Annotated in this window: 11 protein-coding genes; 5 read left to right on the top strand and 6 right to left on the bottom strand. The window is 42.0% G+C overall.

From position 1 onward, the window contains the following. Positions 1 to 29: 29 nt before the first annotated feature. Both H6G79_RS26455 and H6G79_RS26450 read right to left on the bottom strand, forming a co-directional pair. Positions 30 to 650 (bottom strand): GerMN domain-containing protein, encoded by a 621-nt coding sequence (locus H6G79_RS26455; protein WP_190593016.1) that lies wholly within the window; start codon positions 648 to 650, stop codon positions 30 to 32. A gap of 539 nt (positions 651 to 1,189) precedes the next feature. Next, entirely contained in the window at positions 1,190 to 3,004 is a 1,815-nt protein-coding gene (locus H6G79_RS26450; RefSeq protein WP_190593015.1) for a proline--tRNA ligase, read from the bottom strand. A gap of 203 nt (positions 3,005 to 3,207) precedes the next feature. On the opposite strand from H6G79_RS26450, the gene H6G79_RS26445 reads away from it, so the two are divergent. After that, positions 3,208 to 4,599: a 1-acyl-sn-glycerol-3-phosphate acyltransferase gene (locus H6G79_RS26445; RefSeq protein WP_190593047.1), complete on the top strand. Its 1,392-nt coding sequence runs from the start codon at positions 3,208 to 3,210 to the stop codon at positions 4,597 to 4,599. Between the two features lie 152 nt (positions 4,600 to 4,751). On the opposite strand, the gene H6G79_RS26440 is transcribed toward H6G79_RS26445, so the two are convergent. The 4 genes from H6G79_RS26440 to H6G79_RS26425 all read right to left on the bottom strand — a co-directional run bounded on the left by H6G79_RS26440 (position 4,752) and on the right by H6G79_RS26425 (position 7,986). Then, the gene (locus tag H6G79_RS26440; protein WP_190593014.1) at positions 4,752 to 5,453 is read right to left on the bottom strand and encodes a hypothetical protein; all 702 of its coding nucleotides are present in this window, start codon (positions 5,451 to 5,453) and stop codon (positions 4,752 to 4,754) included. Positions 5,454 to 5,476: 23 nt separating this feature from the next. After that, a complete protein-coding gene (locus H6G79_RS26435) occupies positions 5,477 to 6,055 on the bottom strand; it encodes a Uma2 family endonuclease (RefSeq protein WP_190593013.1) in 579 nt (192 codons plus the stop codon). Positions 6,056 to 6,091: 36 nt separating this feature from the next. Next, entirely contained in the window at positions 6,092 to 7,303 is a 1,212-nt protein-coding gene (locus H6G79_RS26430) for a HEAT repeat domain-containing protein (RefSeq protein WP_190593012.1), read from the bottom strand. A gap of 260 nt (positions 7,304 to 7,563) precedes the next feature. After that, complete coding sequence (locus H6G79_RS26425; protein ID WP_190593011.1) at positions 7,564 to 7,986, bottom strand: ubiquinol-cytochrome c reductase iron-sulfur subunit; 423 nt, start codon at positions 7,984 to 7,986, stop codon at positions 7,564 to 7,566. A gap of 545 nt (positions 7,987 to 8,531) precedes the next feature. Here H6G79_RS26425 and H6G79_RS26420 point away from each other — a divergent pair. The 4 genes from H6G79_RS26420 to H6G79_RS26405 all read left to right on the top strand — a co-directional run bounded on the left by H6G79_RS26420 (position 8,532) and on the right by H6G79_RS26405 (position 14,605). Beyond that, positions 8,532 to 10,091 carry a ferredoxin--nitrite reductase gene (locus H6G79_RS26420; RefSeq protein WP_190593010.1) on the top strand — a complete coding sequence of 520 codons (1,560 nt, stop codon included), beginning with the start codon at positions 8,532 to 8,534 and terminating at the stop codon, positions 10,089 to 10,091. Between the two features lie 146 nt (positions 10,092 to 10,237). Next, positions 10,238 to 11,551, top strand: coding sequence for a CmpA/NrtA family ABC transporter substrate-binding protein (locus H6G79_RS26415; protein ID WP_190593046.1), 1,314 nt, complete (start codon positions 10,238 to 10,240; stop codon positions 11,549 to 11,551). 63 nt (positions 11,552 to 11,614) lie between these two features. Next, the gene (gene ntrB, locus H6G79_RS26410) at positions 11,615 to 12,454 is read left to right on the top strand and encodes a nitrate ABC transporter permease (protein ID WP_190593009.1); all 840 of its coding nucleotides are present in this window, start codon (positions 11,615 to 11,617) and stop codon (positions 12,452 to 12,454) included. A gap of 165 nt (positions 12,455 to 12,619) precedes the next feature. Then, the gene (locus H6G79_RS26405; RefSeq protein WP_190593008.1) at positions 12,620 to 14,605 is read left to right on the top strand and encodes a nitrate ABC transporter ATP-binding protein; all 1,986 of its coding nucleotides are present in this window, start codon (positions 12,620 to 12,622) and stop codon (positions 14,603 to 14,605) included. The last annotated feature ends 30 nt before the right edge of the window (positions 14,606 to 14,635 follow it).

Genomic DNA, 14,635 nt, shown 5'->3' with positions numbered 1-14,635 from the left:
TGTGTTTACTAATGACCAATGACCAATGACTAAAGTGGATAATTCTTGTCAAAGCTTTCACGGGTGAGGGGTTGTTCCAACTCTACGCCTTCGCCACCTAACACATCTAAAGGTTTACCGTTGACATCAATGTAAACTTTGGCTTTGGGGTTCAGGCTGGAGGCTGTGTACACAACTTGGCCGACACGCGCCACCATTGAGGTACTACCGCCACCACTGGTAAAGCTATCAGATAAATTGACGTGGACTTCCTCACCTTCGACTTTTAGGCTTAGTAGCTTAGTACCTTTGGGAATGGTGGTTGAGTCTGTCGCGTCACTTGGCCCTTCTAATAAAGCCTGAAAAGCTCTTTCTAAGGCTTGGTTAGGCTGAGTTGCGGCTACTTCTACTGATTTAGGCACTAAAGCAATATTTTTGTCTTTGGGTTTTAGCCAATAAACTTGAGCAGTTTTTTCGTCTTGCTGGGTGGTTGAGGGCTGTGTGGGCTGTTGTTGAAGACTTTGGTTGGGGTTGGCGGGGTTAGTTGTGACAGGTGCTTTTTGGGTCTGGGTAGTTAACCAAGCTACACCACCACTAACAGCAATTACGGCTGCGGAAACGGCTGCAACTACGCCCGAAGATATGCGATTAGATTTTTGTTCATCATTCATATTAAAAACCTTCCTGACTGACTAAGGGCTGAAATAATTTTGGTGTGAAGAGCAGCCTGGTTATGGACGATACTTATAAGTTGAGAGTTTCCAGAGATTTCGTGAATAGCTCGATACGCTAAAATCAGGCGATCGCTAAATCTAAATAGTCCTGATCTAATTCTAGAATTTGTACTTTAAATCCGTCATCTACCAAATTCTATAAATCTCATTATTTCGTAAGATTTAGGAAATTATTAAGAATTAGGGAACAGGGAACAGAATTTTTATCTATAACCTGTATTGTCAAAAGTTATAAGTACATAATTAGAAGACGCATTTCGACTCCCTTCTCCTTCGGAGACGCTAACGCGAACGACTACGCTCAGGGCGAGTCGCTCAATGCTCATTAAGCTGACTACAAGAGGGTTGAGTTTCGACTTCGCTCAACTCCCACGAAGCGATGCACTGAGCTTGTCGAAGTATCGAAACCCGCTAATCGCAAGTTATTACATTTCACTGCAAATAACTCGCAGGAGCTTGGCGCTAAATTCGTTGGGTTAATTTTTACCTTCTATTGCTGCTGTAACCCATTGTTTTAGTGTAGTAATAACTTCATCAATGGCAATTTCTTGAGATTGACGAGTGGCTCTTTCTACTACTTCAACTTTGCCGTTAGCAATTGCACGTCCGGTAACAATTCTATAAGGTATACCGATTAAATCAGCGTCTTTAAATTTAACTCCGGCGCGTTCATCACGGTCATCTAATAATGTTTCAATTCCGGCTTGATTGAGCTCAGTGTAAAGTTTTTCGGCTATTTGCACTTGTTGGGCATCATTAATGTTAGGAATTGTGACGATCGCGTGATAAGGTGCGATCGCTACAGGCCAAATAATGCCATCTTTATCGTAAGATTGCTCAACTGCTGACTGTGCCAAGCGGGAAACACCCACACCATAGCATCCCATCACCAAGGGTTTTTCTTCACCTTGTTCATTGGTATAAGTTGCACCCAAGGTTTGGGAATATTTTGTGCCTAATTGGAAGATATGACCAACTTCAATTCCCCTAGCACTGTTTAGAGTTTGTTCGGGGTTGTGAATGGCGCGATCGCCTGGTCTAGCTTTACGCAAATCTACTATACTTTCTGGTAGCTTAAATTGCTCATTCCAATTTGCCCCAACGACGTGATAACCAGTTTCATTTGCACCAGTCACAAAGTTTTTCAAATCAACGGCTGTTTTATCCACCAACCGCACAAATTTGGCATGGACTTGTTTATTACCTGCAATATATTCATCACTAATATCTGGTGCAATGTAACCTAAAGGTAGAGATTTCGCCGCCCAGGTTTGTTGGGTTTCTGCACTGGGTACATTTAAGGCGATAATTGCTTTCGCACCGTAGTTAGTTGCTAACCGCGTCAATTCATTCTGTAATTTAACTTCGTTGACTTCCTGATCTCCACGAATACTTACCAATACCAACACAGTCACGCCATTATCGTAGACTGTTTGATACAAAACGTTTTTTACAACTTGAGTCGGAGAACATTTGAAGAATTTACAGAGTTTTTCAATCGTATCAGTTCCTGGTGTTTCCCGTTTTTCATAACTAGTAAACGGTGAAGTTTCCGCATCCGCAGGTAAAGACACGGCTTTTTCGACGTTGGCGGCGTATTTACCATCTTCGGTGTAGAGAACTTCGTCTTCGCCAGCTTCCGCCAACACCATGAATTCGGTAGAACCGGAACCACCAATTGCACCAGAGTCAGCCTCTACAGGACGGAAAGCTAAACCAGCACGCCGCAGCATATTGCTGTAGGCTTGGTACATATCTTGGTAAGTTTTTTTCAAACTTTCTTCATCGACGTGGAAGGAGTAGCCATCTTTCATGATGAATTCTCGTCCGCGCATTAAACCAAAGCGGGGGCGAATTTCGTCACGGAACTTGGTTTGCAGTTGGTAGAGATGTAGCGGTAACTGACGATAAGAGCGAATCATATCACGAGCGATCGCTGTGATCACTTCTTCATGAGTCGGCCCTAATCCTAATTGTTGCTCACGGCGATCGATTAGGGAAAACATAATTCCCTCAGCTTTGGTGTAAGTATCCCAACGTCCTGATTCCTTCCACAAATCAGCAGGCTGTAATTGGGGTAACAAACATTCTTGTGCGCCTGTGGCGTTCATTTCTTCGCGCACAATTTGAGAAACCTTTTGCAACACCCGCCACATAAACGGGAGATAAGCATAAATACCGCTACCGATGCGACGAATATACCCTGCACGGAGTAATAACTTATGGCTGGGAATTTCCGCATCAGCAGGATCATCCCGGAGTGTAACGAATAACATTTGTGACAGTCGCATCGTTTAATCCCTTTCCAAATTCCAAATCTTCTCAAGTATGAAGTATAAAGTGGTTAGTCAATGGTCAATAGTCATTGGTCATTTGTCCTTTGTTATTTTTCCCTACTCCCGACTCCCGGTTGGTGAGCGAACTTGTACTGAGCGCAGTCGAAGTAGCCGAACCACCACTCCCTACTCACTCAATACTTCAGGAGAAACTTACCTTGTCAGACGTAATTTATCAAGCGCAGCCACCTTTAGAATTTATTCCGCCAGCGTTTAATCCTTTATTTTTGCGAGTTGTTCACACGGTTCTACCTAGTTGGATACAATGGCAAACGTCTATTTCCCAGATAGAAGCTGACAACGTAGAAATTTTGGCGGATCTTTATCGTCAGTTTCAAGAAGGTAAGGTGCGCTTTTTGTTGGCGTTTCGTCATCCTAAAACAGATGATCCCTTTTGTTTGGTTTACTTGCTGTCTCAACTTGTGCCGAGGATAGCACGACAACAGGGTATAGCATTACAATCGACCATTCATGCTCATTTTATCTACGATCGCGGCATTCCTCTCTGGGCGGGTAACTATGTCGGCTGGATGGCTTCACGGTTGGGTGGAACGCCTATTCAACGGGGTAAGGCTGACTGGACAGGGTTACGTTCGGCGCGTGATTTGTTCGCCAATGGTAAATTCCCGATGGCTGCTGCGCCAGAAGGTGCAACAAATGGACTATCAGAAATTGTGAGTCCATTAGAACCCGGTATTGCTCAGTTAGGCTTTTGGTGTGCGGAAGACTTACAAAAAGCCGGACGCTCGGAACAGGTTTTAATTGTACCAGTTGGACTTAAATATAGTTATACTGCTGCGCCTTGGAGTGCGATCGCGCAATTATTGAGTGATTTAGAAGCGGCGAGTGGTTTGCCTGTGAATGCGGGAAAAACCGATAATATTGCTTCGATGGAGTTACTGTATCCGCGATTATTAGCTTTAGCCGAACATTTATTATCTTTGATGGAGCAATTTTACACGCGGTTTTATCATCAAAAGTTAGCAGATGCTCAAGCTGTCGCGGAAATTAAAGATAGAAATGAAGCTTTAGCATTTCGATTACAAGCATTATTAAATGCTGCCTTGCAAATCTCTGAACAGTATTTTAATTTACCAGCCAAAGGCACTTTAACAGACCGTTGTCGGAAAGTAGAACAAGCTGGTTGGAATTATATATTTAGGGAAGATTTTAAGGATATCAACGCATTATCTTCTGTGGAGATAGCTTTAGGCGATCGCATTGCGGAAGAAGCAACTGCGAGAATGTGGCACATGCGCTTAGTAGAAAGTTTTGTGGCGGTTTCTGGTAATTATATTAAAGAGAAACCATCAGTTGAAAGATTTGCGGAAACGACTTTAATTTTATCGCAGATGATTGCCAAAATTCAAGGTGATAAATATTTTCAGCGTCCACAGTTGGGTAAGCAAAAAGTTAAGATTAATATCGGTCAACCGTTATCTATATCTGAGCATTATTCTGCATATAAAGAAAGTCGTGCAGGTGCAAAGCAAGCGGTTAGTGATTTTACAAATGATTTACAACAGGCGATGCAAAGTTTGATTTTATGAGGAGAAGATTGTTTCACGCAGAGACGCATACTTCGACTTACCTCGACTTCTCCTGACGGATATGCTGCGCGAACGCTCGGTACTAGTCGCTCAGTAACCAGAGGCGCGGGGAGTTATTGAGTGAGTATAATCTCATTAATATAACAGGTCAATTAATAATTTTCTGGAAATGGCATCATACCGATGTGTGGATGGCTCAAGGCTAGAAGCCCATTTCCTTCCTGTAAAACAGTATGAAAACAGGACAGAATGATTGATTGAAGGGTTTCTGCATCATCTTCATTACAGTTTCCTCTAAATCCGATTGACTTTGCTCCTTGAATAAATTCATCAGTACTTATTTCTGCAAAAACTTCTTCTATGATTGCTAAAACATTTGCTATATTTTCTGGTGTTACAAACATATTTCCTAAGTAACCAGGAAGTTTATTTGCACGTTGCCAACCTAAACCACCCCATAACATTTCTGTGGCACATACACGATTAGTTATGATTAATTCTAGTTGGACTTGGCTCATTCTTTGGGAAATAATTGGAGTATTACCTAAAAATAGAGTATCAAAAATTTCTACAAATGCTTTTGGGAAAAAAATATGGTATGTTTGATGTAAATCTTCCCAGTCAAACACATCAGAATTTTTTTGTCTTTGAATCAGACAATCAGGAAAATAAATATTAGATTCATTTAATGTTCGGAAAGGTAGCTGATTCAGAATTTCCGTTCTGATTTTAAGATAGTCTTGTAGGTGATATGCAATTTGCGATCGCTCCACAGCTTGATTAAAAGCTTGAGATACATTGAGTACATCTGAAGGCTCTATTCTAAACAAGCACCAAACTGGATCAGCACTCATAATTTATTGAAATTTCAAATAAATTACACACCTGGGAAGACTTTAGATAAATCTAAAACTAAATCATTAAAGTATGGTAGATTGACTGATTCATTTGGTAGAAATATGAGTTTGCGACGATAACCAAATTGTCTGTGTGAGCTTTGATAAGGTTCGCTGTAACACTCCAAAAAATTATCTACTAAATTAAATATCCAATAATCGGGAATACCCGCTTCAGCATAGATAGATAATTTTGTTTCTTGGTCGTATTTTAAAGAGGAATCAGACACCTCAATCAGCAGTAAAATATCAGATGGGATAGGATGAGCAGAAAGATAATCATCATCTACATTACGAACAATTACTAAATCTGGTTCAGGTTCACTGTAATCACTTATGATGATAGGCTGCTGACCTCTTATCAAAGCATTTTCATCTATAAGTTTAATCAACTCCCTGAATAAAAGAGTTCCACAAACAGAGTGTGGTGTACCTTTCGCAGCCATTTCAATAATTTCTCCTTTGATTAACTCAACGCGGTCATTTTCTGCAAAAAAGCCGAGTTCAGTTAAACGGTGATATTCAAATATTGTGAAGCGTTTAGCAGTTGAGATACTCATAAAAACTATATAAAAGTATGATTACTTTAATTGTAATCAATACTGGATGGGGAGAATTTCTGGTGAGAGTTTTTTCAGTGCAGCGATCGCGTGTAATTTTACCTGTTCATTCGAGTCTTGTAATAAAGTAGTTAATGAGGGGATAGCTTGCTGATTGCCTAACTGTCCTAAAGATAATGCGATCGCACTTTTGATATAGGCAATTTCTTTCGCTGAATTATGTGAGTTTAATAATTCTAATAAAATTTCTGTGGCTTTTGCAGTTAACTGTGGTTTTTCAACTCGTCCTAAAACTGTGACAATTTCTTGACACAATATTTCTGATTTAGTTTGGTTTAACGCCTGCTGTAAATATTCCAAACCCGAAATTGTCCCTACCCAAACTAAAGCGCGAATAATTTCGAGTTGTAAGGTTATGGGTGTGTGGGGTGACATCAGCACGGAAAATAAATGTTGGGTAGCCTCATCACCACCAAGCCGAGAAAGGGCGATTGCTGTAGCATTACAAACATCTATATTGAAGTCATAAAGCTTGGGTTGGAGTTTGGCGACTAAATCTAATTCTCCAGTTAAATCGGGGCGGAAACTTAAACCGAGTACGGCGATGCGTCTAATTGTCGCCACCACATCATCTAAAGCTGTGATGAGTACAGGCGGTACACGTTCATCATGAAAGCTGCTGAGGGCTTCTAGGGCGGTGGCGCGGACTGCAACTTCAGTATCTTGTACTACAGTCAATAAGGGTGCAATGGTTTCTGGAGTGCGAATATAAGCCAGCGATCGCACCGCCAAAAGTCTGGTATCATCTTGCTTTAACAGTTGGGAGAGTTGGGTAATTGCTAAACTCCCCATTTGTCCTAGTGATGTAGCTGCGATCGCTTTTAATTCTTCATCATTACTAGTTTTGAGCAATTCTACCAAAGGTGCGATCGCCTCTGGATGTTGAAACTCGCCTAAAGTTCGCGCCGCATACCAATGCAATTCTTCCTCTGCTTCTTCGTCTTCTAAAATCTCAATCAGTGGTGGAATGGCAATATTTCCCAAGCGAAGTAAAACCTTGGTAATTTCCCAACGCTGCTGAAAATCGCCCATTTCTAAAACAGGCAGTGCTAATTTCAGTAAATCTTCTGAATATTGCTCATTTTCCACCACAATCAACTGTTGCAGGTATTGAATCAGCACTGACCAATCACCAGTATTATATGCTGACTGTGCCTGTATTAAAAGCTGGTTGGTATTGCCTTGCATAAGCTAGGGAGTGGGAGACAAGGGGGATAAGGAAGATAAGGGATAAGATACCGATATGCAATTTATTTTTATGACCCCTCTCCAAACCTCTCCCCGTTTCGGGGAGAAGCTTTAAATCTTACTCCCCTTCCCTACAAGGGAAGGGGTTGGGGGTTAGGTTTGAGAGAAAGTTGTACACGGCGTAAATATAGCAATTGGCAAAGTAGTCGGGACATCAGCAAGACAACAAAAGACTTTGTAATTCTGTCACCTGTTGCCTATTAACTCTTCACCAAAACTGAATCGCCCTCAATTTTGGCGGTGTAGGTTTTTAATGGTTTTTCGGCCGGGCCTTTTTGTACTTGACCATCAGTGCCATATTCTGCACGGTGACAGGGACAGGCGAATTTTTTTGCATCGGCTTTCCAGTCTACGGTGCAGCCTTTATGAGTACAGGTAGGGTCAACAGCAACCAGATTACCAGCTTGAGATGTACCCACTACCAGAACATTTCCAACAGGGGAATTTTTGACCAACAGTTGACCTTTTTGGTCTAGGTCTTTAGTAGTGCCGACTTTTTGCCAACTTCCAGCAGCTTCAGATGTTGGTGTATTTGTCTGGGAAGTACAGGCCGCAATAGCCACTGGTAGGTTACTTGCTATTAAACCTAAACCAACCCAATTGATAAAATCACGACGTTTCATAGTTGTGGAAATTATTTGTAATTAGATTAACAGCGATCGCTTGCTCTACGGTTAGCAGTTTCTCCAGACTTGAGCATCAACATCATACTGGTGTGAGTTAGCGACGCTTTTAGATCACTCATCTGCTCAGTGTAATGCAGAAAACGCATTTTTATGATGCAAAATTAGAAATTTTACTAATATTTTGTAGCTAATTATACGATTTTAGCAGAAATCTGACTTTAACCTTAAAAGTGTCGAAATTGTTACATAAACAATTGCCCTGTTTACTCGCTAAATCTTCCCTATGTAAAAGATGAGAAATTGTCTCCCAAAGCTTACGAAGTCGCGTTCAGTTTAAACTTGAAATCAATCTCAAATTCTGAGTCAATTCATCAGTAGATAAATTATTTCAGAACGCACTTAAAACTTAAAAATTAGCAATAAATAAATATTCAATTTAAAGCCTCCAAACTCGTAGAAACAACATCCAAACTACGGGTTGATTGATATTGGCTCAAGAAACCTGAAGTTCTCACTGGATTAGTAATAATGAGAGTTAACTCATGACAGATACAGGAACCACTACCAAAACCAGCGTCAATAAATTCGAGAAATTCAAAGCAGAAAAAGACGGACTCGCAGTTAAAGCCGAAATCGCCAAATTTGCCACCCTCGGATGGGAAGCAATGGACGAAACCGACCGAGATCATCGACTCAAATGGGTAGGCGTATTTTTCCGCCCAGTTACCCCAGGCAAATTTATGATGCGGATGCGGATGCCGAATGGTATTCTTACCAGTGACCAAATGCGAGTTTTGGCGGAAGTATTGCAGCGTTACGGTGATGATGGTAGTGCTGACATTACCACTCGGCAGAATATTCAATTGCGGGGAATCAGAATTGAAGATTTACCCGATATCTTCAATAAATTTCACGCCGTCGGTTTAACCAGTGTGCAGTCTGGGATGGACAACGTTCGCAACATCACAGGCGATCCCGTCGCGGGACTCGATGCAGATGAATTGTTTGATACGCGAGATTTGGTGCAGCAAATTCAAGATATGCTCACCAACAAAGGACAAGGCAACCCAGAGTTTACCAACCTCCCCCGCAAATTTAATATCGCCATCACAGGTGGAAGAGACAATTCAGTTCACGCCGAAATCAACGATTTAGCTTTCGTTCCCGCCTTTCACTCAGCACTCCAATTCGGGTTTAACATCTTGGTTGGTGGCTTTTTCTCCGCAAAACGCTGTGATGCGGCAATTCCTCTGAATGCTTGGGTTGCGCCAGAAGATGTGGTGGCGGTATGTAGAGCAGTTTTAGAAGTATTTCGGGATAATGGCTCACGGGCTAACCGCCTGAAATCACGCTTAATGTGGTTAATTGATGAATGGGGTATAGATAAGTTTCGCGCCGAAGTCGAACAGCGTTTAGGTAAATCATTGTTACCTGCTGCGCCCAAAGACGAAATTGATTGGGAAAAACGCGACCATATTGGCGTATACCAACAAAAACAACCAGGATTTAACTATGTAGGCTTTCATGTTCCCGTTGGGCGGTTGTATGCCGAAGATATGTATGAAATTGCGCGACTTGCAGAAGTGTATGGTAATGGTGAAATTCGACTAACAGTTGAACAAAACATCATCATTCCGAATGTTTCTGATGGTAGTCTGGCAACATTTTTAGCAGAACCCCTCTTAACAAGATTTTCCATCAATCCGGGGGCATTAGAGCGATCGCTTGTTTCCTGCACAGGCGCACAATTTTGTAACTTCGCCCTCATCGAAACCAAAAACCGCGCCCTAGCCACCATTCAAGCCTTAGAAGCAGACTTAACCTTCACCCAACCAGTCCGCATTCACTGGACGGGTTGTCCCAACTCCTGCGGACAGCCACAAGTTGCAGACATCGGCTTAATGGGTACAAAAGCCCGCAAAAATGGCAAAGCCGTAGAAGGCGTAGACATCTATATGGGTGGCAAAGTCGGCAAAGACGCGCATTTAGGAACCTGTGCCATCAAAGGTGTACCCTGCGAAGACTTGCAACCAGTCTTACAAGACCTACTCATCAAGCACTTCGGCGCAAAACTCAAACAAGAAGCCTTGGTTGAAGTGTGAAGTCTGAAGTCTGAAGTCTGAAGTCTGAAGTCTGAAATTTTAGACTTCTACTTATGTTTATGCAAAACCTCTCTCAAACTCTCATTCCTCTGCGAACTCTGCGCCTTGGCGGTTCGTAACTCCTACAAATGACAAAGGACAAATTAATGACCAATCTTTCCCGCAGAAAATTTATTTTTACTACTGGTGCAGCCGCCGCCGCTTCTATTGTTGCTCATGGTTGTTCCAGCAATACAGCCTCCAATGGTGGTAACAACCCATCCGCCGCACCAGTCGCTAACGTCACCTCTGCAAATGCGCCCAAAGTTGAGACAACCAAAGCCAAACTCGGATTTATTGCCCTTACTGATTCTGCACCGCTCATTATTGCTAAAGAAAAAGGTTTATTTGCGAAATATGGGATGACAGATGTCGAAGTTATCAAGCAAAAATCTTGGCCTGTCACCCGCGATAACTTAAAAATTGGTTCGGCTGGCGGTGGTATTGATGGCGCACATATCCTCAGCCCTATGCCATATCTGATGACCATTAACGATAAAGTGCCGATGTATCTCTTGGCGCGTTTGAATACAAATGGTCAGGCTATCTCCGTCGCTAATAAATTCAAAGAACTCAAAGTCAACCTGGAAAGTAAAGCACTCAAAGAAGCCGCAACTAAAGCCAAAGCTGATAAAAAATCCTTAAAAGCTGGAATTACTTTTCCCGGTGGTACTCACGATTTATGGATGCGTTATTGGTTAGCTGCTGGCGGGATTAATCCAGACCAAGATATGGTTTTAGAACCTGTACCACCACCACAAATGGTTGCCAATATGAAAGTGAATACAATTGATGCTTTTTGTGTTGGTGAACCTTGGAATGCTCAATTGGTCAGTCAAAAATTAGGTTATTCCGCCTTAGTTACAGGTGAATTATGGAAAGACCATCCAGAAAAAGCCTTTGCTATGCGCCAAGATTGGGTTGATAAAAATCCCAACGCTGCCCAAGCAATATTGATGGCAATTCTAGAAGCGCAACAATGGTGCGATAAGGCAGAAAACAAAGAAGAAATGTGCAAAATCTGTGCTGACCGCAAATACTTTAATGTTGCAGCCGCAGATATTATCGAGAGGGCTAAAGGTAATATTGACTTTGGCGATGGACGTACAGAAAAAGAATTTCCCTATCGGATGAAATTCTGGGCTGATAATGCTTCTTATCCTTATAAGAGTCACGATATTTGGTTTTTAACTGAAGATATTCGCTGGGGTTATTTGCCAAAAGATACCAAAGTTAAAGAAATCGTTGATCAAGTAAATAAAGAAGACCTCTGGAAGAAAGCTGCTAAGGCTATTGGTGTACCTGATTCTCAAATTCCTACTAGTAGTTCTCGTGGTGTAGAAACTTTCTTTGATGGAGTGAAATTCGACCCAGAAAAACCAGAAGAATATTTGCAAGCTTTGAAAATTAAGAAAGTCTAGTGCAGAAAGTAAAAAGTCAAAAATAAAAAACAAGAATTGATTTTCTAGAGGATAAATAAGATAATGGCAGCTGTTGTTGGAAATCGCACATTTAGAAAAAAGCCGCAAAAGGCTATTAATAAATTTATTTTTCAGAAAGTTATACCACCATTAGTAGCACTAGGAATTTTTCTAGTTATTTGGCAACTACTTTGTTTAAATCCTAATTTTAAATTGCCAGGGCCAATAGAAACATTTACCGAAACTTTTGACCCGTTTATTATTCACCCATTTTTTGATAATGGTGAAAGCGATAAGGGTTTAGGCTGGCAGCTACTTAGTAGTTTAGGCAGGGTTGCTTTAGGTTTTTCTTTGGCAACAATTGTCGGTATTACATTAGGGATTTTAATTGGTGCTAATCAATTTATATATAACGCTGTAGATCCCATATTTCAAGTGTTAAGAACTGTCCCGCCACTGGCATGGCTACCAATTTCTTTAGCAGCATTTCAACAAGCTAATCCTTCAGCAATTTTCGTGATTTTTATTACGTCAATTTGGCCGATTATTATTAACACTACAGTGGGTGTACAGCAAATTCCCCAAGACTATGTGAATGTAGCTAGAGTTTTAAAACTCAAAGGGCCAAAGTATTTCTTTAAAATTGTATTTCCGGCGACTGTGCCTTATATTTTTACAGGGTTACGGATTGGGATTGGGTTATCTTGGTTAGCAATTGTGGCGGCGGAAATGTTGGTAGGTGGTGTGGGTATTGGCTCGTTTATTTGGGATGCTTACAACACGACTACAGAAACTAATTTGAGTGAGATTATTTTGGCGTTGATTTATGTTGGTTTGGTGGGGTTGATATTGGATAGATTGGTTGGTTTTATTGCGAGTAAGGTTGTGGCTGAACAGAAGTAGTCAAGAGTTCATAATTCTCTGTTAAACGAACCGCAAAGGGCGCGAAGAGCGCGAAGAAGAAGTTTAGAGAGAAAAGGTACGAGAAATATTTGACCAATACTTCGGCTTCTTTCGACTTCGCTCAAGGCAAGTCGCTCAGTACAAGTGACAAAGGACAAATGACAAATGACTACTTTTGTTGAAGTTGACCACGTTGATAGAATATTTGATTTACCGAATGGTGGTAAATACATTGCACTGAAGAATATTGAGTTGAAAATCCGCCAAGGGGAATTTGTTTCTTTAATTGGACATTCTGGTTGTGGAAAGTCTACTTTACTTAATATTATTGCGGGTTTAGATAGAGCCAGTATTGGTGGTGTGACTTTGGAAGGTAAGGAGATTAGAGAACCGAGTCCAGACAGAATGGTGGTGTTTCAAAATTATTCGCTGCTCCCCTGGTTAAATGTGCGGGAAAATATAGCCTTGGCAGTGGATGAGGTTTATCAAAATAAGTCGAAAAGCGATCGCACCCGCATCATCGAAGAACATATCGATATGGTGGGCTTGCGTCTAGCAGCTAAGAAGCGTCCCAGTGAGTTATCTGGCGGGATGAAACAACGGGTAGCAATAGCCCGTGCTTTGGCAATTCGTCCGAAGTTGTTATTGTTAGATGAGCCTTTTGGTGCTTTAGATGCGCTCACACGGGGTAGTTTGCAAGAACAATTGATGAAAATCTGCAATGAGCATAATGTTACTTGTGTGATGGTAACTCATGATGTGGATGAAGCATTATTGTTGAGCGATCGCATCGTTATGCTCACCAATGGCCCAGAAGCGCACATTGGGCAAATCCTGGAAGTACCCATCCCTCGCCCCCGTCAGCGTTTGGAAGTCGTCAATCATCCCAGTTACTACAATCTGCGGAATGAGATGATTTACTTCCTCAATCAACAAAAGCAAGCCAAGAAACGCCAAGCGCAAAAAGCAGCTGCACCTGTGGCGGTATCCCCAAGAGGGTTGGAAAAGGTCAACTTAGAAATCGGCTTTTTACCTTTAACTGACACTGCACCTTTAATCGTCGCCCAAGAAAAAGGCTTCTTTGCTGAATATGGTTTAGAAGTCACCCTCAACCGTGCAAGCAATTGGAATGAAATTGCCAAAGGTGTGGCGACAGGTAAATTAGATGCAGCCCAAATGCTTGCAGGAATGCCCTTAGCACTAACTTTAGGCGCAGGTGGTAAAACACCAATTCCGGTTGTCAACGCGCTGAATCTTTCCCGCAACGCTAACGCTATCACCTTAAGCAAAAGACTGTATAGCGAAGGTGTGAGAAATCTAAGCGACCTCAAAACAGCCATTAACGCTGCTCCTGACAGAATTTTGACCTTGGGTGTAGTTCATCCCACATCCATGCAGAACTTAATTCTGCGTTATTGGTTAGCGGCTGGCGGGATTAATCCTGATACAGATGTTAGCTTAACTGCGATCGCACCTACAGAAATGGTCGCTCAACTCAAAGCCGGAACCATCGACGGTTACTGTGCTGGCGAACCTTGGAATTATATGGCGGTTCATGATGATGTCGGTTTTGTTGCAGCCACCGCCCTAGAAATTTGGTCAGGACAACCCAAAAAAGTATTAGGTGTGCGCGAAGACTGGGCGCAGCAATATCCCGAAACTTATCTCGCCCTAATCAAAGCCCTGTTAGAAGCGTGCAAATATTGTGATGACCTCCGCAACCGCGAAGAAATTCTCAAATTAATCTGTCGTCCTGAATACCTCAACCTCAACCCAGCCTACGCCCGTCCTGGCTTCATTGACCCTTACGATCGCGGCGACGGTACTCAACCCCAATCACTCACCGCCTATAACCAGTTTTACCTCAACAAAACCAACTACCCCAACCGCACCGAAATCTTGTGGATGGTCACTCAACTAGCACGCTGGGGCTTAACACCCTTCCCCAAAAACTGGCTAGAAATTATCGAAAGAGTCTGTCGCGCAGATATATTTGGTGCAGCTGCCCGTGACCTCGGCTTACTCGATACCGGCTACGACGACCCAATTCACCTATTTGACGGTAAAGTTTTTAACCCCTCAGAACCCCTAGAATACCTCAAAAGTCTAGAAATCAAACGAGACATCCGTATAGAAGAAGTATTTATTTAGTCATTAGTCATTAGTCATTCGTCCTTTGTA

This window comes from Anabaena sp. FACHB-83, from assembly GCF_014697485.1.
In the GTDB taxonomy this organism is placed as follows: domain Bacteria; phylum Cyanobacteriota; class Cyanobacteriia; order Cyanobacteriales; family Nostocaceae; genus Nostoc_B.
This window is presented reverse-complemented; position numbering and strand designations above follow the sequence as displayed.

Bases quoted from the DNA above. Each gene is read 5' to 3' on its own strand.
- H6G79_RS26420 (WP_190593010.1), top strand. From the start codon at position 8,532: ATGACAGATACAGGAACCACTACCAAAACCAGCGTCAATAAATTCGAG.
- ntrB (WP_190593009.1), top strand. From the start codon at position 11,615: ATGGCAGCTGTTGTTGGAAATCGCACATTTAGAAAAAAGCCGCAAAAG.
- H6G79_RS26440 (WP_190593014.1), bottom strand. From the start codon at position 5,453: ATGAGTGCTGATCCAGTTTGGTGCTTGTTTAGAATAGAGCCTTCAGAT.
- H6G79_RS26405 (WP_190593008.1), top strand. From the start codon at position 12,620: ATGACTACTTTTGTTGAAGTTGACCACGTTGATAGAATATTTGATTTA.
- H6G79_RS26425 (WP_190593011.1), bottom strand. From the start codon at position 7,986: ATGAAACGTCGTGATTTTATCAATTGGGTTGGTTTAGGTTTAATAGCA.
- H6G79_RS26430 (WP_190593012.1), bottom strand. From the start codon at position 7,303: ATGCAAGGCAATACCAACCAGCTTTTAATACAGGCACAGTCAGCATAT.
- H6G79_RS26455 (WP_190593016.1), bottom strand. From the start codon at position 650: ATGAATGATGAACAAAAATCTAATCGCATATCTTCGGGCGTAGTTGCA.
- H6G79_RS26415 (WP_190593046.1), top strand. From the start codon at position 10,238: ATGACCAATCTTTCCCGCAGAAAATTTATTTTTACTACTGGTGCAGCC.
- H6G79_RS26435 (WP_190593013.1), bottom strand. From the start codon at position 6,055: ATGAGTATCTCAACTGCTAAACGCTTCACAATATTTGAATATCACCGT.
- H6G79_RS26450 (WP_190593015.1), bottom strand. From the start codon at position 3,004: ATGCGACTGTCACAAATGTTATTCGTTACACTCCGGGATGATCCTGCT.